At 39.3% G+C, this 22,556-nt stretch carries 20 protein-coding genes and 1 tRNA gene; 13 read left to right on the forward strand and 8 right to left on the reverse strand.

Going from position 1 to position 22,556, the window contains the following annotated elements; all coding sequences use genetic code 11:
- Positions 1–14: 14 nt before the first annotated feature.
- On the reverse strand, positions 15–1,313 hold the full coding sequence (locus ACMUMK_RS00210) for a 3-deoxy-D-manno-octulosonic acid transferase (RefSeq protein WP_414699120.1): 1,299 nt from the start codon (positions 1,311–1,313) through the stop codon (positions 15–17).
- Between the two features lie 274 nt (positions 1,314–1,587).
- Between ACMUMK_RS00210 and ACMUMK_RS00215 the strand changes: the two genes are divergently transcribed.
- From ACMUMK_RS00215 to glpG, 7 genes are all read left to right on the forward strand, one after another.
- Positions 1,588–1,953 carry a hypothetical protein gene (locus ACMUMK_RS00215; protein ID WP_414699121.1) on the forward strand — a complete coding sequence of 122 codons (366 nt, stop codon included), beginning with the start codon at positions 1,588–1,590 and terminating at the stop codon, positions 1,951–1,953.
- Positions 1,954–1,959: 6 nt separating this feature from the next.
- Complete coding sequence (locus ACMUMK_RS00220; RefSeq protein ID WP_414699122.1) at positions 1,960–3,141, forward strand: TonB-dependent receptor; 1,182 nt, start codon at positions 1,960–1,962, stop codon at positions 3,139–3,141.
- 3 nt (positions 3,142–3,144) lie between these two features.
- A complete protein-coding gene (locus tag ACMUMK_RS00225) occupies positions 3,145–5,595 on the forward strand; it encodes a putative bifunctional diguanylate cyclase/phosphodiesterase (protein ID WP_414699123.1) in 2,451 nt (816 codons plus the stop codon).
- A gap of 175 nt (positions 5,596–5,770) precedes the next feature.
- Positions 5,771–6,967: a glycine C-acetyltransferase gene (locus ACMUMK_RS00230; protein ID WP_414699124.1), complete on the forward strand. Its 1,197-nt coding sequence runs from the start codon at positions 5,771–5,773 to the stop codon at positions 6,965–6,967.
- Positions 6,964–7,986, forward strand: a complete 1,023-nt coding sequence (gene tdh / locus ACMUMK_RS00235; protein WP_414699125.1) for an L-threonine 3-dehydrogenase — start codon at positions 6,964–6,966, stop codon at positions 7,984–7,986. Before ACMUMK_RS00230 ends, tdh begins: the two co-directional genes overlap by 4 nt.
- A gap of 42 nt (positions 7,987–8,028) precedes the next feature.
- Entirely contained in the window at positions 8,029–8,355 is a 327-nt protein-coding gene (gene glpE, locus ACMUMK_RS00240; protein WP_414699126.1) for a thiosulfate sulfurtransferase GlpE, read from the forward strand.
- 5 nt (positions 8,356–8,360) lie between these two features.
- Positions 8,361–9,221: a rhomboid family intramembrane serine protease GlpG gene (gene glpG, locus ACMUMK_RS00245; protein WP_414699127.1), complete on the forward strand. Its 861-nt coding sequence runs from the start codon at positions 8,361–8,363 to the stop codon at positions 9,219–9,221.
- On the opposite strand, the gene ACMUMK_RS00250 is transcribed toward glpG, so the two are convergent.
- Positions 9,218–9,640, reverse strand: coding sequence for a flagellar basal body-associated protein FliL (locus tag ACMUMK_RS00250; RefSeq protein ID WP_414699128.1), 423 nt, complete (start codon positions 9,638–9,640; stop codon positions 9,218–9,220). The two genes, glpG and ACMUMK_RS00250, sit on opposite strands and share 4 nt — an antisense overlap.
- A 178-nt stretch (positions 9,641–9,818) precedes the next feature.
- Here ACMUMK_RS00250 and ubiA point away from each other — a divergent pair, with 178 nt between their 5' ends.
- Positions 9,819–10,670 (forward strand): 4-hydroxybenzoate octaprenyltransferase, encoded by an 852-nt coding sequence (ubiA, locus tag ACMUMK_RS00255; RefSeq protein WP_414699129.1) that lies wholly within the window; start codon positions 9,819–9,821, stop codon positions 10,668–10,670.
- A gap of 83 nt (positions 10,671–10,753) precedes the next feature.
- On the opposite strand, the gene ubiK is transcribed toward ubiA, so the two are convergent.
- On the reverse strand, positions 10,754–10,996 hold the full coding sequence (ubiK, locus tag ACMUMK_RS00260; RefSeq protein WP_414699130.1) for a ubiquinone biosynthesis accessory factor UbiK: 243 nt from the start codon (positions 10,994–10,996) through the stop codon (positions 10,754–10,756).
- Between the two features lie 152 nt (positions 10,997–11,148).
- On the opposite strand from ubiK, the gene rep reads away from it, so the two are divergent.
- Complete coding sequence (rep, locus tag ACMUMK_RS00265) at positions 11,149–13,164, forward strand: DNA helicase Rep (RefSeq protein ID WP_414699131.1); 2,016 nt, start codon at positions 11,149–11,151, stop codon at positions 13,162–13,164.
- A 22-nt stretch (positions 13,165–13,186) separates the two neighbouring features.
- On the opposite strand, the gene ACMUMK_RS00270 is transcribed toward rep, so the two are convergent.
- From ACMUMK_RS00270 to mutY, 5 genes are all read right to left on the reverse strand, one after another.
- The gene (locus ACMUMK_RS00270) at positions 13,187–15,805 is read right to left on the reverse strand and encodes an EAL domain-containing protein (protein ID WP_414699132.1); all 2,619 of its coding nucleotides are present in this window, start codon (positions 15,803–15,805) and stop codon (positions 13,187–13,189) included.
- Positions 15,806–15,937: 132 nt separating this feature from the next.
- Positions 15,938–16,333, reverse strand: a complete 396-nt coding sequence (locus tag ACMUMK_RS00275; RefSeq protein ID WP_414699133.1) for a c-type cytochrome — start codon at positions 16,331–16,333, stop codon at positions 15,938–15,940.
- 415 nt (positions 16,334–16,748) lie between these two features.
- Positions 16,749–16,824: transfer RNA gene (locus tag ACMUMK_RS00280), tRNA-Phe, on the reverse strand.
- A 165-nt stretch (positions 16,825–16,989) separates the two neighbouring features.
- Positions 16,990–17,262 carry an oxidative damage protection protein gene (locus tag ACMUMK_RS00285; RefSeq protein ID WP_414699134.1) on the reverse strand — a complete coding sequence of 91 codons (273 nt, stop codon included), beginning with the start codon at positions 17,260–17,262 and terminating at the stop codon, positions 16,990–16,992.
- 18 nt (positions 17,263–17,280) lie between these two features.
- A complete protein-coding gene (gene mutY, locus ACMUMK_RS00290; protein ID WP_414699135.1) occupies positions 17,281–18,339 on the reverse strand; it encodes an A/G-specific adenine glycosylase in 1,059 nt (352 codons plus the stop codon).
- A gap of 78 nt (positions 18,340–18,417) precedes the next feature.
- On the opposite strand from mutY, the gene ACMUMK_RS00295 reads away from it, so the two are divergent.
- From ACMUMK_RS00295 to glgA, 4 genes are all read left to right on the forward strand, one after another.
- On the forward strand, positions 18,418–19,146 hold the full coding sequence (locus ACMUMK_RS00295; protein ID WP_414699136.1) for an alpha/beta fold hydrolase: 729 nt from the start codon (positions 18,418–18,420) through the stop codon (positions 19,144–19,146).
- Between the two features lie 105 nt (positions 19,147–19,251).
- Positions 19,252–19,971 carry a tRNA (guanosine(46)-N7)-methyltransferase TrmB gene (gene trmB, locus ACMUMK_RS00300; protein WP_414699137.1) on the forward strand — a complete coding sequence of 240 codons (720 nt, stop codon included), beginning with the start codon at positions 19,252–19,254 and terminating at the stop codon, positions 19,969–19,971.
- On the forward strand, positions 19,971–20,996 hold the full coding sequence (locus ACMUMK_RS00305) for a methyltransferase (RefSeq protein WP_414699138.1): 1,026 nt from the start codon (positions 19,971–19,973) through the stop codon (positions 20,994–20,996). The genes trmB and ACMUMK_RS00305 overlap by 1 nt, the downstream gene beginning before the upstream one ends.
- 65 nt (positions 20,997–21,061) lie before the next feature.
- Positions 21,062–22,486: a glycogen synthase GlgA gene (gene glgA, locus ACMUMK_RS00310; RefSeq protein WP_414699139.1), complete on the forward strand. Its 1,425-nt coding sequence runs from the start codon at positions 21,062–21,064 to the stop codon at positions 22,484–22,486.
- Positions 22,487–22,556 lie beyond the last annotated feature (70 nt).

Raw genomic sequence — 22,556 nt, forward strand, 5'->3', positions numbered from 1 at the left:
CCTAAAGGGTGTGCTTACTTGATTATTTCAAGGGTCTTATCAATTGCGCCACCATTTTCTTGAAGTACATTTTCTCCTGCCTTACCAGCGGCTATTCGTTGTTTGGGGTGCGTTAACCATTCGTGACAGGCCGCTACTATATCTGCTGAACCTTCTACATTGACCAGAGCCTTAGCAGATTCTAACGCAGCGCAGATGGCAGGGTTATTATATCTAGAGGGTCCCATAATGATGGGTACCCCAACTGCGGCAGGCTCCAATGCATTGTGGCCACCTTTTTCCGCCAAGCTACCACCTACAAAAGCGATATCCGCAAGGGCGTAGATAGATCTTAATTTTCCCATTTGGTTACAAAGTAGAACTTGGGTGGAGTTGCTGCATGCCTTTGCTTCACTCATCAAGTTCACTTGTATTTTTTGGCTTGTTAGTAGCTGGTGTACTTTTTCAAAACGTTGTGGGTGCCTAGGTACTAGGATTAACAAAAGATTAGGGTAATGTTGTGATAGTTGTAAGTAAGCGTCTAGGAGTAATTGTTCTTCAGGATCATGGGTGCTAGCCCCTACTAAAATAACTTTTTTCCCAATATCAAAGGTCTCTTTTATTGTATTTGCGGTGTGTAAATCTGTATCACTAAAGCTCAAGTCAAACTTGATGTTATTGGTGAGAATGACTCTGTTTGGGGCGATTCCCAACTCTAGATAGTTATCATAATCTCTTTGCCCTTGGGCACATATTGTTTCAAAGCAGTTAAACATAGGCAAAAATAGATTAGGAAACTTTTTATAGGTTGCCTTGGATTTGTCGCTCATTCTGCCATTGATTAAATACGCAGGAATGCCCCTTGTTGAGCAAGCTTTGCAGAAGTTTGGCCAAAGCTCCATCTCATTAATAAGCACTTTATTAGGCCGTATCTTCTTTAGAAAAGCGTTAATAAATATTGGGAAGTCGTAAGGAAAGTAGACATGATTTACCCTGTCTGCAAAAAGCAGTGTTACTCGCTCAGCACCAGTAGTTGTAGTGGTTGAAATAGTAATGACTTGTTCTGGGTTGGCTTTGAGTATGCGCTCAACCAGTGTCTGAGTTGCCACCACTTCACCAACTGAAGCGCAATGTAGCAGTAATCCGTCTTTGCGAATTTTTTTGCCAAATAGTAAACCATATCGAGAAAGCCTTGAGCGATTATATCCAGGCTTTCTGGTCAGATACTTCCAGCCAAAGTGGATAAATGTGAAGGGAGTAAGTATTAGCCACAATAAAGAATAAAAAACCAAAGTAAGTTTTTGTCTAGCGTTAAAAGGGGCAATTGGCGTCATTATGGTGTGGTACTTTGAATATTTAAAGCAATGTCAATTTTAACAGCTTTTGCTGCAGTATAAAGTGGCAAAGCATCTCGCTGCCATATTTAGACAATGACTAACTGTTTGAGTCGTCTTTATTTTTCATAAACTATAGACTTTTAGCCAAGGTAGCTTAGTATAAAAAACATACCTGAATAAGGAGTGTTGTTTGTTTAAGTATTGTGCACTGAGTATGTTTTATATATTTGTCCTTTTGATAATGCCATCGGCACATAGTCAGGACGCTTTTGTGCAAGTTATCGTTAACCCTTCTGTCGCAACTCATAATATCACCCAAGCTCAAGCTAGAAGAATATTTTCTATGCGCCAAGCTTCCTGGCCTGATGACGCCATTATTACAGTGTATGTAATGGAAGATACCCATAAAACCCACATTACTTTTAGTACCCAAGTATTAGGCTTGTTTCCTTACCAGTTAGATCGAATTTGGAATAAATTAGTATATTCAGGCTTAGGAGAAGAACCTATTAAAGTTAGCACTGAACAAGAAATGCTCGAAAAGATAAGCTCCACCCCAGGGGCAATTGGCTACTTTATGAATTTTGAAGAAATTGATACTGCCAACGTAAAAATTTTACAAGTTGTAAAGGGGTAATTGAATATGCATGGCTTACCTTTACAACTAACTATTTTTCTTATGGCTTGTGTGTTTTGCAGTACTTCAGTTGCACAAGAAATAAAAATCAATGGGTTTGTGGCTCAGGGAGTGATTAAAGCTGAAGATTCTAATTATGTAGAAGATGATGGAGGGCTGTCACTTAAGTTGACTGAAGTGGGGCTGAATTCTTCTTATCGGTTTAACTCCAAGTTTAGGGTTGCAGGTCAACTTGTATATCTTGATGGTGGTAACAGATACCAGCAGGGAGCCAGGGTTGATTATCTGTTTCTAGAATCTCAGTTTTACGATAGTGATCAATGGAGTATTAAAGCTCAATTGGGCCGCAACAAAAATTATCATTGGTTATATTCAGCAACAAGAGATGTGCCCCATACTAGGCCATCTATTATTTTACCTCAGTCTTTATACATTGATGTGTTTAGAGACGTCGCTCTGGGTGTTGATGGTATAGCGCTTATTGGGCAAGGGAACAATAACTTGGGTGAGTGGGATATTAACTTAAGCTACGGAAAGTCCCCTATTAGCGCCGAACAAAAAGTGAATCTCTTAGGTCATGGAGCAAAGGGCAAGCTCAAGCATGACTTTGAAAAGCAGTTCAGTGTTTATTGGCGTCCGAACTTAAATGGACTGCAGTTTGGTGTATCTTTGCTAGATGCTGATTTTAGTTATTTTCAAGGGGAGAACGATACCTTAGTCGATGGACAAGAGACATCACAACGCATTACCTTCAATACCCTGTATCAAGAGTCTAATTATGAGCTGGCTTTTGAAGTTATGCGAGAGAGGGTCATTATACAAGATGTATTATCTTCAAACTTTTATAGTGACACCTTTGGTGAAGGCGGCTTTATCCAATGGCGGTATTTTTCATCTAATAAGTTTACTTGGATGGCACGGTTAGATGTCTACGATCGTGATATAGAAGATAGAAACGGTAACTTACTTAACGCAACTAGCCAGGGTACTGTGCCTAGTTATTTTGGGTATGCAGATCAAGCTACCCTAGGGCTATCATGGAATTATTCAAAGAGTTTTCAAATACAAACGGAGTTTCACAGAGTTAAAGGTGCCGCAAGGTTAGCGCCTATTTTCACTCCTAATACACTCGTGAACAATAGTGAGTATTGGAATATTTGGGCCGTACAAGCTATGTATTGGTTTTAAATAATGCGTCGATATTTAAGTTTACCCTTTAAAATTATGGGCTTGTTTATGGCCTTCCTGTTGATTGCGAGTATTTCACTCACGACTTTATGGATGGAAGAAAATAATCAAGACTATGCATTCCAACAGAAAATGTTAAGGGAAAAGGACCAGCAACAATTCCAACTCATAAGGGATTTATTACGTACCCGGGTAGAGTCTTGGTTTGAGTCCTTTTTACATTTTCAGGCTGAACATTCGCAAAACTCTGGCGGCATAGCTGCATTTATGGAGCAAGAATTCGAATATTTACAATTTGAGTGGCATATAAATAATTTATGGTTACTTGATGGAAAAGATAAGCTTTATTTTACTACCTCTACACAGACTCCAAATTATATATATGAAGACGCAATAAAAGCCTCTAAAACACAATCTTCGTTTTCTCATATTCGTTGCGCCCAAGAATGCCAACAACTTATTAGCATGCCAATTTTAACCCAAGATGGGGATATGCTTATCTTATCTATTGGTAGCTCATTAATGGAAACCTTTGCGGCCCTTAATCGTTCAACTTTTGCAAAACTTGCTATTTTGAGTGCAGACCCCGGTATAGAGAACACGAAAGGGTTAGCAAACCTTAAAGTTAAAATGCCTATTAGCTATAGTAATCAAAAATATATGCAGAGCATTCTTGAGCAGCTACCTGCTGAGTTGACCATAAAAGAGCTGTTGGAAAATGGTTATCGTTTCAAAAATGAGCAAGGTGTTTACTTGTTGAGTTTAATGCCAGTTGATCCAGAACTTGGTAATCAAACTTATCTTTTATTTGTCCATGACATCAGTGAGCAATCTTTGGCACATGTTCAGTATCAAAATAAAGTCTTTTTAATTTCTATTGTAGTGGTGTTGTTATGCTCTATGACCTTAATTCTATTGAGTATGCAATTTCGTAGACGTTTGTTGTTACTAGCAGGGCAATTACCCTTACTAGCGAGCAAAAAATACCGTCAATTTCGTACTTTCAAGTTTGCTAAATCGCGATTTTTCATAGACGAAATTGAGTTATTGCAAGACTCAGCCTGTTTGTTGGCAGATGAGTTAGAGTCAATGGACCGAAAGATAGAGCTGAATACTCGAGAGTTAGAAAACATCGCTATGTACGACAGGTTAACAGGTTTACCTAACCGTAACATGTTAAATCATCAACTTAAAAAACAACTGGCATCATTGAAACGGGATGGTAATAAAATTACTGTGATGCTGCTTGATTTTGACAAGTTCAGAAAAGTTAACGATAGCTACGGTCATCAAATGGGAGATAGCTTTTTAGCTCAAGCTGCACGACGAATTAGAAGTTGCTTACGAGAGTCCGATATGTTGTTTCGATTCGGTGGTGATGAGTTCATTGTTGTGTTTGTTGAAAAAGCAATAATAGATGGTGCCCCTATATTGGCGTCTAAAATAATTGATAGTTTTAGAGAGCCCATAGCGATAGATGAACTTTTGTTCTACACCTCTTGCAGCATAGGAATAACGACCACAAATGATGCCACCATATCTGTGGATGATTTAGTTAGGCAATCGGATATTGCCATGTATTCATCAAAAGATAAGGGTGGGGATCAATACGGCGTTTTCACCAGTAATATGCTGACTGCCGTGATCCGCAAAGTCGAGTTAGAAAACGAAGTACGTAACGCCTTGGAGCAAGACCAGTTTAGTTTTGCGTTACAACCTCAGGTACGAATTGATTCAGGTAAATTAATAGGTTTTGAAGCCTTACTAAGGTGGGTTCACCCAGAGCGAGGTTTTGTTCCGCCGGACGAATTTATACCTTTGATTGAAAACACAGAGAACATGCTGAAAATTGGATACTGGGGCTTAAAAAAGGCATTTGAAATTTTAGAGAGGTTTGATGAATTAGGACATTCAGGCCTAAAAGTCGCGATTAACTTGTCAGCTAGCCAATTTTTAGATCCCGACTTGTTGCCCTTTTTACGGGAGCAAGTAAGAGTATTTAGGCGTAGCCCTTCACAAATAGAGCTAGAGATAACCGAGCGCACAGTGGTGGCAGATATTGACCATACTTTAGATATTATGAAACAGCTAAAAGAGATGGGTTTCATTTTTTCTATTGATGACTTTGGTACGGGATATTCGTCTTTGGCTTATTTGAGACAAATGCCTGTGGATATTATAAAAATTGACCGAAGCTTTGTTTCTGGCATGAATGATAGCAGTGCAGATATGCAAATAGTCTCATCAACCATTGCTATGGTACAGAAGCTAGGCATGCAAGTTGTAGCAGAAGGTATAGAAACGTCTGCACAATTTAAATTACTACGAGAGCTACAATGTGAAATTGGACAGGGGTATTTTATATCACGCCCCATACCAGAGAAGGAGGTTTATTCATCGCTATCAGATAAGCTAAAGCTCGATGTATGGGACAACTTAGGAGATATCAATTAAACAGTTTACCTTTAGCGTTTAAGTAGCGACCACGTCATCACGAAAGCTTTTAGTAATCTTTCTTCTGTACACGAATCTTTGCTATGTGATTTGAGTTCATTTGGTCGTGAAATTCCATTTTTAGTTCTGACTATATATTATTGCCGCCTCATTGTTTTCGTTTTCAAGGTGTTTCATGAAGTCCGAGTTTTATCAGCGTTTATCTGCGCAATTATCTGAAGTTAAAGAGCAGGGGTTATACAAGAGCGAGCGAGTTATAACTTCAAGTCAAAAGGCAGACATAATGGTGTCTAACCATCAAGAGGTACTAAACTTTTGCGCCAATAACTACCTTGGCCTTGCTAATAATTCCGAGCTTATCGAGGCTGCAAAACAGGGCTTAGATGATCATGGGTTTGGTATGGCATCTGTACGTTTTATATGTGGTACTCAGGACATTCACAAAAAACTAGAAGCCCAGATATCAAGCTTTTTAGGCACAGAAGACACCATACTTTATCCTTCTTGCTTTGACGCAAATGGGGGGTTATTTGAAACAATCCTAGATGCTAATGACGGAATAATTTCAGATGCCCTTAATCATGCAAGTATTATTGATGGAGTGCGTTTATCAAAAGCAAAACGCTACCGTTATGCAAACAATGATATGGCCGCTTTAGAAGAGCAACTTAAGCAAGCTGAGCATGATGGCGTACGCACAAAAATCATTGCCACAGATGGTGTTTTTTCTATGGATGGGGTGATTGCTGACTTGGGTGCAATTTGTGATCTGGCTGATAAATATCAAGCTTTAGTTATGGTAGATGATTGCCACGCTACAGGTTTTGTTGGAGAGCAAGGCAGAGGTAGCCATGAATATTGTAATGTTATGGGGCGTGTAGATATTCTAACAGGTACATTAGGAAAGGCTCTCGGCGGTGCATCTGGTGGTTATACATCTGGTAAAAAAGAAGTTATCGAATGGCTAAGGCAGCGTTCTAGGCCTTATTTGTTCTCTAACTCTGTTGCACCTCCTATTGTATCTGCATCAATCAAAGTATTCGAAATGATGGCTAAGGGCGAAGCTTTACGTAGGCAATTACAGCTAAATAGCGAACATTTTAGAAAGCGAATGTCTGAGGCAGGATTTGTTTTATCTGGTAAAGATCATGCCATCATTCCGGTCATGTTAGGCGATGCTAAACTCGCAAGTGAAATGGCTGATAAAATGCTTCAGCAAGGCGTATATGTTGTTGGTTTTTCTTTCCCTGTGGTGCCTAAAGGAGAAGCGCGGATCCGTACCCAAATGTCTGCGGCTCACACGCTAGAGCAAGTCGATTTTGCAGTAGAAGCCTTTATAAAAGTCGGAAAAGAGTTAGGAGTGATTGCGTGAAAGCTTTAGCGAAATTGCATCCAAAACAAGGTATTTGGCTAACCGACGCTGAGATCCCTAATTTTGGTCATAACGACCTATTAATAAAAATTCATAAAACCGCTATTTGCGGTACCGATATGCATATTTACAATTGGGACAAATGGTCCCAAAAAACGATTCCTTTACCTATGATAGTTGGGCATGAATATGTGGGTGAAGTGGTCGATATGGGCCAAGAAGTACGAGGGTTTGCGGTAGGCGACAGGGTGTCGGGGGAAGGGCACATTACCTGTGGCCACTGTCGTAATTGTAGAGCTGGCCGTCGGCATTTATGTAGAAACACAACAGGAGTTGGGGTAAATAGGCAGGGCGCATTTGCCGAGTATCTGGCTATTCCTGCTTTTAATGCGTTTAAAATTCCAGATAATATCTCCAGTGATTTAGCCGCAATTTTTGACCCCTTTGGAAACGCCGTACATACAGCTTTGTCTTTTGATTTAGTGGGTGAAGATGTATTAATAACGGGGGCCGGACCTATTGGCATTATGGCTGCTGCGGTTGCTAGGCATGTCGGGGCGCGAAATGTTGTGATCACAGATATTAACCCTTATCGCTTAGACTTGGCTAAAAAAATGGGGGTGACAAGAGCGGTGAACGTAACTTCTGAGTCATTATCAGAGGTGACAAAAGAGTTAGGTATGACAGAAGGATTTGACGTTGGTTTAGAAATTTCAGGTGCACCTAATGCTTTACACGCTATGTTAGAAAATATGAATCATGGCGGAAAAATTGCGATACTCGGTATCCCTCCAGAGAATGTAGCCATAGATTGGGGACAAGTTATTTTTAAAGGGTTAATTATTAAAGGTATTTATGGCCGTGAAATGTTTGAAACATGGTATAAAATGGCAAGTCTAATTCAAAGTGGTTTGAATTTGGCCCCAATTATTACCCATGAGTTTTCTATTGATGATTTTCAAAATGGGTTTGATGTTATGGGGTCAGGGCATTCGGGTAAGGTGATCTTAAATTGGTAGGGTGCTAGACGCCCTAAGTTATTATTTATTGGAGTAAAGGTAATGGAGCAATTCGCTCATATTTCTGTGCAAGACGCGCAACAGATGTTGGCAAATGGTGGGGCTGAATGTGTAGATATACGAGATGAAGCGTCTTTTGCGGCCGGGCACATAAAAAATTCAGTGCATTTAACCAATGGCTCATTAAATAGCTTTATGTCTAATGTTGAGTTTGAAACCCCTGTAATAGTATGTTGTTACCATGGCCATAGTAGCCAACAAGCCGCACAATTTTTGATTCATCAGGGTTTTGAAGAGGTCTACAGTATGGACGGTGGCTTTGAAGCTTGGCGTCAAGTGCAACCATTTGAAACATCCAAGGAACCTTAGTCTCTTTGAATACACACACCAAACTTGTCGCTTTTTCTAAAGAGCAGCCAGCTAGATTATTGAGCTTGTATTTAAATGCCCAAGGGATTCAAGTTGAGTACAGTAAACTTGAAAGCGATTATGCTCATGGGGTGATGTTATTTGATTCAGCGGATTTAGAAAAAGCTAAAGCAATCGCTGAAGAGTTTGTTTTGGACCCTAATAACGCAAAGTATCAATCTGCTGCCTGGGACTCTGGTGAAAGTGTTCAGCTTGCTTCTGATTCTTCTTTTGCAGTTGATAACTTTTTATTGGCACTAATACGTACCCCTTTCACTGCTGGCATACTTGTAACCTGTATTGTTATTTATTGTTTAGCCATGATTGGTATCAATGGACCGTATTCTTGGTTGCAAATCGAACCACTAGCAGATTTAGCCAAAAATTGGCAATGGTGGCGTTTGCTAGGACCTGCTTTGATACATTTTTCGGCTATGCATATAGCCTTTAACTTGTTGTGGTGGTGGATGTTAGGTAAGCAACTAGAGCATACCTTTGGGACTAGCTGCTTAGTGTTACTGTTTGGGTTTTCGGCTCTTATATCTAATGTGGCGCAACTCTTAATTACTGGGCCTAGTTTTGGTGGCTTATCCGGGGTCGTATATGCTTTAGTTGGCTGTGTTTGGTGGTTAGGCTGGTTGAAGCCCTCTTGGGGAATTTCGTTGCCTAAACCTATGGTAGGGTTTTTACTAGTTTGGTTATTGGTCGGTTATTTGGATGTATTACCGGTCAATATGGCAAACACAGCCCACACCGCTGGTTTAATCTGTGGATGTGTGTTTGCTTGGTTGTTAGTCTCAAGGGCGAATAACAGTATTTCGCGCTAACCTTGGTGATAAATATATTTAGTAAAGATCACATCTTTTATCATTTCTGTGCCTGTTTCTTTTAGCATCAATTCTTTTAGCTTTTCTAAACAAGTACGACGTATGTCTTCACGTCCAGTCAGTGATTTTACTTTTTCTTCATGTTGGCGGCCAAATATATCAATTATAGCTGCCTTTAGTAATGGAGAGTGGTGTTCTGTGGCTTCTAGGTACTCTGGATCGTTTAACATTAACTCTATTGATACTCTGATATAGCCGAGCTTTCTTGAACCTGAGCCTCCATTTAAAAAGTTAGTGACTATATCTGGTTCTAAACTGAAATAAGCATAGGTTTTACGGGCTTGATCTTGTGCAAAAACAGCGTTTTGATGACCCAAAAGAACTAATAAACTGGCGATTAACAGCAATGTTTTTTTCATGATATGTAGTTTTCTTTAGGTAACAATATTAAGCAAAGTCTACCAACTTTTAAGAGAAAGCATAATAGTAAAATTTTAAAATCCAGGGTTATATAAGCTGGTATTTACTTCAGTCTAGGTGCTGCCCTTGTTATGATCATTCAATAACCTGAGTATTTAAAACGGAACACAACTAACAATGGCTAAATTTAGTGCTTATTGGCGACTGATGCGAGCTGATAAACCGATTGGTATCTATTTATTGTTATGGCCTTGTTTATGGGCGTTATGGATGGCTGCCGAGGGCTTACCTAGCTTACACTTATTCGTGGTATTTGTATTAGGTGTTGTTGTGATGCGTTCTGCTGGATGCGTCATTAACGATTACGCTGACCGTAAAGTGGATGGTGCCGTTGCACGTACATCTACAAGGCCATTGGTGACAGGTGAAGTCACAAGTAAACAAGCTTTAACTTTGTTTGTATTGCTGCTGCTAGTGGCTTTAATACTGGTATTGACCTTAAGTTGGAACACAGTGTTTATGTCCTGTGGCGCTTTATTGCTTACCACTTTGTATCCATTTATGAAGCGTTATACTTATTTTCCACAAGTCGTTTTAGGGGCTGCATTTGGCTGGTCGATACCTATGGCGTTTGTCGCTTCAGAGCAACCGTTAACTTGGACAGTGTGGGGGATTTACCTTGCAAATTTGTGTTGGACAGTGGCTTACGATACCCAGTATGCCATGGTTGATAAGAATGATGATGTCAAAGTAGGTATTAAGTCTACGGCTATCTTTTTTGGAAAATACGATAAGCTTGCAATTGGTTTGTTACAGATACTCACATTAGTCTTGCTGCTGATAGTTGCGAAAGCATTAGCGTTTACATGGCCATTTTATTTGGCCTGTGGAGTAGCTTTAGTTCTGTTTGGATATCAGCAATGGATTATTAGGCACAGAGACAGAAATTTGTGCTTTAAAGGGTTTTTGCACAACAACTATGTGGGAATGGCAATTACGCTTGGAATTATTGGGCACTATGGTATTTAAGATTGATACCTGCAGATATCTTAAAGCCTCAGCGCCCTGTCATTATGGCGTGTTGGTACTAATAAACGGCCAATAGAATAGGCCTATTCTGATTTTTCTAAAGCTGTAATTCTAGCTTCTAAGGCTTCCAGCTTTTTACGGGTACGTATTAATACCTGACTCTGTATATCAAATTCTTCTCTGCTAACAAAATCAAGGCGACTTAATTGTGTTTGTAACACTTGTTTTACCTTTGACTCTGCCCCTTCAGCCATGGTCTTAACTCCTGGTGGGACAGCTTCTGTAATTTGTTTAGCGAGCTCTTCTAACTTTTTGGGGTTTAACATGGCGATTCTCGTTGCTGTTGTTGAGTAATAGGTGCATTAATAAAAATAATTGGGGCGCGAGTCTAAAAAACAATATAATAAGCGCTAATCAGTTTGTTTTAAATAAACATCATCTTTTAACTCGAAACCTTCTTTTAGGCATTTAATTTAGCATGAAACTTAATCCCGGTCAGAATGAAGCCGTTAATTTTATTTCTGGACCTTGTTTGGTTCTAGCTGGCGCGGGCAGCGGAAAAACCCGAGTCATTACAAATAAAATTGCCTACCTAGTTCAACAATGTGAAATACCTGCCAGATATATTGCAGCCGTAACTTTTACCAATAAAGCGGCCCGTGAGATGAAAGAGCGAGTGGGCCAAACTCTGGGTAAAAAAGAAGCCAGAGGGTTGAAGGTAGCTACTTTTCACACACTAGGGCTAACGATTATTAAATCTGAAGTGAAATCTTTAGGCATTAAGCCAGGTTTTTCTTTGTTTGATGACAAAGATAGTATGTCTTTGCTAAAAGATTTGACCGAAGTAGAACTAGATGGAGATAAAGAGCAATTGTCTTTATTGCAAACTTGTATCTCAAATTGGAAAAACGATTTAATTTTACCTGAACACTTAAAGCGTCAAGCTATGTCACCCGGTGAAGTGGAGTTTGCAGAGTTTTATCAGCGTTACCATAATCATCTGCGAGCGTATAACGCCTTGGATTTTGATGATTTAATTTTATTGCCAACCTTACTACTTAAAACCAATGAAGCGGTTAGACAAAAATGGCAAAGTAAAATCCGCTATTTATTAGTCGATGAGTATCAAGATACCAACACTAGTCAGTATGAGTTGGTTCGCTTGTTGGTAGGGGAACGTGCCAGATTTACAGTGGTAGGTGATGATGATCAATCTATTTATTCTTGGCGAGGAGCTAGACCTCAAAACCTAGTATTGCTACAAAAAGATTTTCCTAAATTGAGAGTTATCAAGTTAGAACAAAACTACCGTTCATCTGGCCGTATATTGCATTGCGCCAATATTCTTATTCAAAATAACCCCCATGTATTCGAGAAAAAGTTGTTTTCGGAGTTGGGATATGGTGAGCCTATTCAGGTTATTACTGCTAAAAATGAAGACCATGAAGCAGAACGCGTTGTAGCTGAACTAATGGCTCATAAGTTTATGAATAGAACAAACTTCAAAGACTATGCAATCTTGTATCGTGGGAATTTTCAATCCAGGGTATTTGAAAAATCCCTAACGAATAACCGTATTCCCTACAAAATAAGTGGCGGTATGTCTTTCTTTGGGCGCACAGAAATTAAAGACATCATGGCCTATTTACGCTTGTTGGTAAATCAAGATGATGACAATGCCTTGCTTAGGGTGATCAATACTCCAACCAGAGGCATTGGCAGGGTTAGCCTAGAAAAACTAGGGAATTTAGCGAATCTCAATAAGACATCTATTTTTGAAGCTGCTTTTTCTCCCCACCTACAAGATGTTTTATCAGGAAAGGCCCTAGTTGCTGTTGAGCAGTTTAGTCGCTGGATTGTTGAGCTATCAGATAGGGTGGTTCGTGGCGATGGAATAGCAACCATTCGTGAAATGATAAAATCTATGGGGTATGAAGAGTGGTTATATGAATCAAGCACTAGCCCCAAAGCGGCAGAAATGGCTATGGCCAATATCAGTACCTTGTTTGGGTGGATGAGCGATATGCTAGAAGGCAACGAATTAGAGCCGCCAATGAGTCTTCAGGAAGTTGTTAATCGTTTCATTTTGAGAGACATGATGGAGCGAGGAGAAGATGAAGAGGAAGCAGATCAGGTTCAATTAATGACCTTTCATGCCTCCAAAGGCCTAGAGTTTCCCATTGTATTTATGGTTGGAATGGAAGAAGGTTTGTTACCCCATCAAACTAGTATTGATGAAGATAATATTGATGAAGAGAGACGCTTGGCTTACGTAGGTATTACACGTGCCCAAAGGGAATTATTTATGACCTTGGTAAAAGAGCGCAGACAGTATGGTGAAGTGATTAACCCAGAGCCTAGTCGCTTCTTGTATGAGTTGCCGCAAGATGATTTAGTGTGGCAAGATAAAAAGGTTAAGGTATCGGCAGAAGAGCGTCAAAAAAAATCACAAATGGGTATCGCGAATTTACGTAGTATGATGGCTAATAAATAAAGTGATATTTATCTGAATAAAGTTACACAGCCTTGTCTAGGTTTTGATCTATATCGATTTTGCGCGAAGCTTCTAGGTACTTTCCTTGTCCAAGTTCACACTCTGCATTTAATAATGCTTGGTATTGTTCTTCAGTATTAATGCCTTCAGCAATAAGCTTAAAGTGTAAATGCCCAGATATAGCTTTTAAAGATTGGATAAGCTTCAGGTTTCGCTCTGAACGGGGCAAGCTTTTCACAAAAAGGTGATCAACTTTTACATAATCGAAAGGGTAGGTGTATAGGTAACTTAAAGAAGCAAGGCCACTGCCAAAGTTATCTAATACTAATGTAATACCTGCTCGTTTTAATATTTTAATTGCTGGTAGAAAAAATTGAGAGCTACGGTTAAGGGCGTTTTCATCAAACTCAAACACTAGTTTATTAGGCGAGATCCCCGAGCATTTTATATACTCAACTAAGTCTTTTGCCATTGATGGTTGCGTTAAGTGGTGTATAGAAAGATTTATAGCTACTTTTCTTTGGTGGTTAATATCTTGATTATTTGCAGCCCAGTAGCGCAGAATGTCGCATGCTTTGTTAAGCATAAATTTATCCATTTCAACTGTAAGGCTACATTGCTCTGCTATTTGAAAGTACTGCCCTCGTTTAATGCGACCTAAGGTTGGATGCTCCCAGCGAATATAACATTCGTCATAAATTTCATCCTTGGTCTGCAAATTAAATACAGTTTGTGAATAGCTCTCAAACCCGTCTGCATTAAGCACTTTTCTAAAGGCGCTTTCTATCTCTAGTTCCTCTAGTAATTGTTTACGCATGGTTTTGTCAAAAATAATGTAACGACCGCGGCCAAGAGATTTTGCTTGATACATGGCTGCATCAGCATCTCTCAACACTTCGTCTGATTTTTGATAGCCGTTCTCTATTAAAGCAATACCTATACTTGCTCCCGAATAAACGTCCTTATTGTCAATATTAAATGGTTGAGCAATAGAATTGATGATCCTTGCAGAAATTTCTTCAATATCTGTAGCTGTTTCAAAATTATCAAATAGCACTACAAATTCATCACCACCTAAGCGTGCTAATAAATCGTGGCCTCGGATACAAGCGTTTATGCGCCTCGCCACTTCTTTTAAAAATTCATCTCCAGCGTAGTGGCCCAAAGAGTCATTAATTTGCTTAAACCTATCTAAATCAATAAATATCACTGCATAGTTATGAGATACATATCGCTTTTTACTGGCAAGGGCTAAATCTAATCGAGAATTAAAGAGAGCTCGATTCGCAAGGCCCGTTAGAGAGTCATGATGGGCATCGTGCTCTAGTTTTAATTGTGCTTGCTTACGTTCTTCTATTTGTTTTTGTAAGTTTAGATTAGTGGCATGCAACTCTTCTGTACGCTCTTTTACTTCTTGGGCAAGGCGTTGGTTGTATGCTTGGATATCCTCTGAATATTTCTTTCGCTCTAAAGCAACGGCTATATGATGAGAAATGTAACGTAAAAACTCTAAATCTTTGAGGTTATAGGTTTTTTCGTTACCATAACTTTGAACCGCAATAACGCCCATAATAATGCCATCAACGACTAAAGGGACGCCGATCAAAGACGTCATTTCTTTACTAATGCTATTGGCTATTTCCGCTGAAATTTCATTATTTTCGACAAGCTGTTGCACTTTGGTCTTATCAATTAACTCTGCGCTACCATTTCTAATAATATATTCAGTTACCCCGAGGCCGATTGGGCGTGACTGTATTTGAGGATTGACCTTGTCTTTGTAATAGGGAAAATGTAGAAGGTTTTTATTACGCTCAACTAACGCAATATAGCAATTAGGGGCACCAATTAAGCGAGAGAGGATCTCGTGTATTGTTCGATAAAAGTCATCCATATTGCCTTCAATTGAAGCGGACAACTCGGATATTTCAAAAAGAGCTTGTTGTAATGCCTCTACTTTTTGTCTTTCACTTATTTCTTCTTGTAATTCTTCATTAATTTGTCGTAATTGTTTGGTTCGTTTGCGAATTGTTTTTTCTGTTAACTCACGGCTTTTTACTCGGTCTAAACAATTCACTACATGTTGTGATACGAACAATAGTAGCTCTAAATCTTCTTGGGTATAGCGTTCTGATTCGTCGTAACTTTGTACGACTATGGCGCCAACTACTTGTGCACCTCGCTTTAGTGGTACACCTATCCAATCTACAGAGTCAGCTCCTAGATCTTTAATCGACATACTTTGCAGCAAGTTGTGACGATTTTCTCTGGTTAAAAATAGGTGTTCACCGGTACGTAACAGGTGGCCCGTAAGACTATTTTTCAAGTCTTCAGCTGATACCTTTTTAATCACTTGTTCGTCAAACTCATCCACAAAATAAACAAAGTCTATTTGCTCATGTTCTTCTTCATAAAAAGCAACAAAGAAGCTTTTAGCGGGCATAAAGCCGCTAACTATTTCATGTATGGCGGGGTATAAATTAGATAACTCATTAATCGAACTGGCCAATTCGGAAATATCAAATAGCGACTTCTGAATTCTTTCAGAGCGCTTATATTTCTTGGTAATTTGTTGTAGTTGAGGAACAAGCTCACGCAGCTCTTCTAACGACAATTCGGTGGCGACATTTTCGGAAATCATTCGATTTTATTAATAAGCTTAGTTTGATGTTTAATACATGTTTGGACAATTATCAAAAGTAAACTATTCAGATCAAAAAGACCACCCTAAGGTGGCCTTAATTTGTACAATATTTGTGTAAAAACTATTTATTTATATACCTTCAATCATATGCTCAATGGCGGCTTTGATTTCATCATCAGAGCAGTCACTACATGTTCCTTTGGCAGGCATTCCACCTATTCCATTAAGAGCATTTTGCCAAATAGTATCAAAGCCTTTTTCTAAACGAGGAGACCAATCTGCAGCGTTTTGAAATTTAGGCGCTCCTAAAACACCAACGCTGTGACAGGCAACACAGGTTTTTGCATATATGTCAGCACCTGAACGAGGGCCAGTTGAGGCTGTTTCTGCTTTTGCGCCAGCAACATGTACTTTACCTACAGGTTGGATACGGGCTTTAATTTCATCTTCGGTCATGTCTTGAGCTTGAGCACTAAAAAAACTAAGAACACTTACACAGGTGCATAAAAAAACTTTAAATTTCACAGAATTCTCCAAATCAGGCGTATTAACCTTAAAAACTGTAGGAGATTATAACCACTAATGTTTTATGAACAACCATTTAGAAAAAATATTCCTAAGGATTTAGTGAATTTTGTCTCTACATTGGCCTATTAAAGGGGTGTTTAAGAAATAACAGTGCTCAAAAGCTGATTAATATTATGTGTTCAATGACTTATGAGCCAATGAGCTGAGTTATTTAAAGGCTATAGGGACTCGATTGAAGACTATTTTATGGCAGTGGCCTTGATGCTTATTTTGATAGCCTAGGCGATAAACTTTGGTTGTTAAATGATGTTGTTTGAAATTATGAAAATATTAACTTTTATCTTAGCTTAGAAAAAGTATTCAACGGTAAAACAAAAAAGCCCCGCATTTTCATGCAGGGCTCTTGGAATAATGGTGCCTCGACCCGGGATCGAACCAGGGACACGCGGATTTTCAATCCGCTGCTCTACCAACTGAGCTATCGAGGCGTCACTAACAGTTCACTCTAAAGTGTACCTGTGTCGCTGTGGGTGCGTATTAAACGGATTTAAGGGTTTCAAGTCAACCCCTTTTTCCGGTATTTTTTTATATTGTGTATTGTTTAAGCAGATTGAGTGTAAAAAATGCAATGTGCGGTGATATTTTTAGTGGCACTACTTGTTAGGTGGTACATAGCCCTCTATGTTTGGTTCTTTGCCTTCAAATAAGAAACCTTGCATTTGGGTTTCCAAAAATGCTCTGTCAGTGGGTTCCATCATGTTTAACTTATTTTCATTTATTAGCATGGTTTGTTTTTTTTGCCATTCAGCCCAAGCTTCTTTACCTATATTTTCAAATATTTTTTTCCCTAGCTCTCCTGGGTAAAGTTGAAAATCTAAGCCATCGGTTTCTTTTTGCATGCGTTGACAAAATACAGTTCTGCTCATAATGCTCTACATATGTAATTAAAATGATGCGCCAATTGTACTAAATAGTTTCTTAGTTGGCGCGGCTAATCCTAAATTTTGTGGTTGTGTTAAGTCAAACCAAATTTGAGAGTCTTCCATAATTCTGCTCGTAGGCTGTTGTTTTAGATGTAAAACAACAGGTTGGATATCCAGATGGAAATGACTAAAGGTATGGCGAAAAGCTTCGAGGTTTTGTTTTTGGACCTTGCCTAAATCCATGCGAGTGGTGAAGTCTACTACTTTGTCGATAGTGTCTATTTCATAAAAGCCCCAAAGGCCTCCCCATAAACCACTTGGAGGGCGTTTATAGACTAAGACCTGTTTTTGCCACATGGGAATAAGCATAAAAGTAGATTTTACCGGAATAGCTTTCTTGGGCTTTTTGTGGGGCAGTTCAGTTTGTCTACCTTGTATATAGGCTAAACAGCTAGTTTGTACTGGGCAGTCATCGCACTTTGGTTTACTACGAGTACATAAGGTTGCCCCCATATCCATCATGGCTTGGGTGTAATCCCCAGTTCTTATTGTGGGAGTGAGTTTGTCAGCGTATTGCCATAATTCAGTTTCAACCTTTTTATTACCAGGCCAGCCATCTATAGAAAAATAACGGGCAAGTACTCGTTTTACATTGCCATCTAGAATGCTGTGATTTTGTTGACACGCTAAGGATAATATTGCACCCGCTGTTGAGCGTCCTATTCCAGGTAAAGCGACTACTTGTTCTAGTATTTCAGGAAATTTACCTTGGTGCTTGTCGCGAATAACTTGGGCTGCCTTTTGTAAATTTCTAGCGCGAGCGTAGTACCCTAAACCGGTCCAAAGATGCAGGACTTCATCTTGAGGTGCATTCGCTAGGCTCAAAACATCGGGGAAGCGTTCCATAAAACGCTTGTAATAAGGGATCACTGTTTTAACTTGGGTTTGTTGTAGCATAATTTCTGACACCCACACTGTGTATGGTGTTTTTGCTATTTGCCAAGGTAAATTTTTACGACCATGTTTATCAAACCAGGCTAGTATGCTTTGACTAAATGACTGACTACTATTTGGGGACACGGAATTATCGACTGTTGTTCTTATGGGATTTACCGGATAATACCTTAATCTATAATAAAAAGTTCAATCGAGAGTCCCTTGTCAAACTCTAATGTTTCTCCACACCTAATCGACCAGCCTGTAATATTCTATCCGGGTACCTTATGTGATGAACGTATATTCACTCCTTGTTGGCAATATTTAGATATACCTAAAAGGGCATTCGTACCTTTGCAGTGGGCCCAAAACCTTGAACATATGCAAATGCTAAGTAATGATCGCTTTGATTACTTTGACGAGCCTGTTCACCTAGTGGGTTATTCTATGGGGGGCTATATTGCAGCATTATCTGCCATTGAAAACAAAGGACGAGTAGCTTCTTTAACTCTAATTGGCAGTAGTTGTAATGCCTTACCAGAGGCGGCAATAAAACAACGTCAGCACACTTTAAAGTTAATTCAAAATAAACAATTCAAAGGTTCTACTGATAAGCACATAGCTAAGTATTTTCATGAAGTAAATCAAGATGACGAATTACTTAAGGGCATAGTAACAGAAATGGAGGAGGACCTTGGGAGCGGGGTTTTAGAAGCGCATCTTATTGCTACGGGGCAAAGAAAAAACCTGTTACCACAATTATCTAAGTGTGGCTTTAAAACCCACTTTATTGTGGGCGAGCAAGATCATTTGGTTAACCTTGAGGAGCTAAAACAATCAGTAGGCAATTTGGCATTTGCTGATCTTCACATAGTACAGAATGCAGGTCATATGGTGCCACTTGAACAGCCTCAACTCCTAGCTCGTAATTTAATCAATTTGATTGCGTGATATTTACTGCTGAAACCTTGCAATCCTTTACTGGCAAAGGATAATGCGCCACATTAAAGTGCTGAATTAGAACAGCTAATTGTTTTTTGAATAAGAGAATCACACATGAGTCAATTTAAGTCTGAAGAAGAAGCCGCAAAATCAGGCGTTTATATCCGAAAAATACAAAGTTTTGTAAAACGCGAAGGGCGGCTTACACAAGGACAAGCCAGAGCAATTGAGCAGTACTGGCCAACCATGGGATTGGAGCATAGCGCTGGTGCTTTAGATTTTTCTGACGTTTTTGGTCGAAAAGCCCCAGTCGTTTTAGAAATAGGCTTTGGAATGGGGAAATCTCTGGTTGAAATGGCTGCTAATGAGCCAGAAAAAGACTTTGTTGGTATAGAAGTGCACAGGCCAGGAGTAGGAGCATGTTTAAATGAGGCTGCAGAGCAGAACGTCACTAATTTAAGGGTGTTTGAACATGATGCTGTTGAGATATTGGCTGATTGCGTAGCAGATAATAGTTTGGCTCGAGTGCAATTGTTTTTTCCAGACCCTTGGCATAAAACACGCCATCACAAAAGGCGTATTGTTCAAAGTGAGTTTGTACAAAAATTGAGAACTAAGTTGGCCATAGGTGGGGTATTTCATATGGCAACGGATTGGGAAAACTATGCTGAACATATGTTAGAGGTTATGTCACAAGCTGAGGGCTTTAAGAATCAATCAGCAACCAGTGATTATGTACCACGTCCTGACCAAAGGCCACTTACTAAGTTTGAACAACGTGGCCACAGGCTTGGCCACGGAGTTTGGGATTTGATGTTTGAGAGAGAATCCTAATGTTATCTGCCCCAAGTCAGCTGCTAATGCGCAGTCAAGATGTGTTTCAAACAGGCAAGTGGTTGTTAGTGAACCCCACAGATAGCCATATAAGCACTCAATTAGATTCTTCTGAACTGCATGTATTTCATCAGTATTTTGATGTTTATCAAACCAGTAGTGCTCAAGATCGTTCTAGTTCCCACCTTTTTGCTGCTTCTTATCCGACAGATGCAAAGTTTGATGGTGCTGTTATTTACATGCCTAAATCAAAAGATCAGGCCAAAATGTTGATTGCAAATGTTGCTGCTTGTCTTAAAGCTGACGGAGACTTACTACTTGTAGGTGAGAATAAAGGCGGCGTAAAAAGCGCTGCAAAGCTATTGGAAACAGTAAGTACTCAAGTGAATAAAATTGATTCAGCCAGGCATTGTGCTTTATATGCTGCAAAGGTTGATAAAGAGATAAAGCCCTTTGAATTACAGTCATGGCAAAAAACATTCGATATATCAGAAGCAGGAGTGCAGTATAAAGTTTGTTCATTGCCTGGGGTTTTTAATCATGGTGCAGTCGATAACGGCACTAAAATACTCTTAAATAGCGACATCGAGGTGCCTAATGGGCGAATCCTTGATTTTGGCTGTGGGGCAGGTGTCATTGGCTGTTTTCTTGGAATGAAAAACCCTAAAAGCAAAGTTGTTATGTCTGATGTTAGTGCGTTAGCCATACATTGTTCAAAAGAAAGTGCCCGGTTGAATAATCTAGAAGTTGAAGTGGTTGCATCTAATGGGCTTTCTGAACTTCAAGGTAAGTTTGTAAGTGTGTTTACAAATCCCCCTTTTCATACAGGTATTCAAACTGATTATTCTGTTTCAGAAACCTTCATTTCTCAAATTAAGCAATATTTGGTTCAAGATGGCTCGTTAAATTTAGTCGCCAATAAATTTTTGCGGTACTCTGAATTACTTGAAAAACGCTTTAAATTGGTTACCTTGATAAAACAAACTACACAGTTCAGTGTGTATCTTTGTAGTCGGGTGAAATAACCTTTGACTTGCTTTAAGCAAATGGAAGTAAGATTTAATCATTCAGTAAAGGGTTAGTTATCACTATGAAAATATTATTTGTTGTTTCAGAAGTTGAAGATTTAGTCAAAACTGGTGGCTTGGCTGATGTAGGTAAGTCCTTGCCTTTAGCTTTAAAAGCACTAGGCCATGAAGTCATTATAGTGATGCCTTATTATCAGCAACTTGCTCATAGGTTTAATGCGCCTGATTATTGTGAACGACAAGTTTTATTTTCTGGGAACAAAGGTTATGAATTTGCTGTTAAAGAAATTCATATAGAAAATGTTCAGGTCTTGGCTGTTGACTACCCAGAATTTTTTGATCGAAAAGGCTTATATACAGACAGTTACCATGCCTATCATGATAACGCAGAGCGGTTTGCTTTTTTTGCTAATGCTGCACTGCAGACTGCAAAAGCTGTAGGCTTTCAACCTAACATTATTCATTGTAATGATTGGCATACGGCTTTGACGCCATACTTTGTGAGTATTGATGATAGTGGCTTTTTTGCACATGCTAAAACTGTTTTTACAATTCACAATGGTGCTTATCAAGGGACTCACAAATTTAGTGAAATAAGCTATTTACAACCTCACTATCAATTGCATAGCCAGCTTGATGGTGATGCTCTTAATTTTGTGAAAATGGGAATCCGTTACGCTAATAAAATCAATGCTGTTAGCCCTAATTATGCGCAAGAGCTGTTATCACCCTTGGGCTCTCATTATTTATATGAGGAGTTTAATCGCAGGCGAAATGATGTGTCTGGCATCTTAAATGGCTGTGACTATACTCAGTGGGATCCTACTACTGATACTAATATCGCTAAAAATTATGACCATACAGATTTAACTGGTAAACAGCATTGTAAAAGAGATTTGCAACAGCAAGTCGGTTTACCTGAGGATAAAAACATTCCTATTATTGGTATGGTATGTAGATTAACTGAGCAAAAAGGTTTTGCCTTTCTTATGCCGGTACTTGAGCTATTGTTACGTCATCAATTCCAATTAATTATAATTGGCACTGGGGACCCAGAAATTAGCCAAGCATTACGAACAGCTGCAGAAAAACACCAGTCTAAGTTTGCATTCATTGAGGATTTTAGTGTTCGTACAGCCCATATGATAGAAGCTGGTAGCGATTTCTTTCTAATGCCTTCACTGTTTGAGCCTTGTGGTTTGAATCAAATGTATAGCTTAGCCTACGGTACCTTGCCAATAGTGAGGGCGGTAGGAGGCTTAAAAGATACAGTGACAGATTGGGCGGATGATCCAGAGTCTGCTACCGGTTTTGTTTTTGCTGAGCCTAGTCCAGAGGCTTTACTTGCTTGTGTTCAACGGGCTTTGTTATTTTACTATGAGATGCCAGAGGCGTTTGAATCTACCCAAAAGAAAGCCATGTTAAGCCGCTTTACATGGGAAGGTGCAGCTAAGCAATATGAGGAACTGTATCTAGAGGCTCTATAGTATTGTGAATTTTTTGCTTGTTAAAATGGCGGTTTAGGTAACTATAAATGGGTAGGTATAAGTCAAAAGC

The organism is Paraglaciecola sp. 2405UD69-4 (assembly GCF_047525415.1).
Taxonomy (GTDB): domain Bacteria; phylum Pseudomonadota; class Gammaproteobacteria; order Enterobacterales; family Alteromonadaceae; genus Paraglaciecola.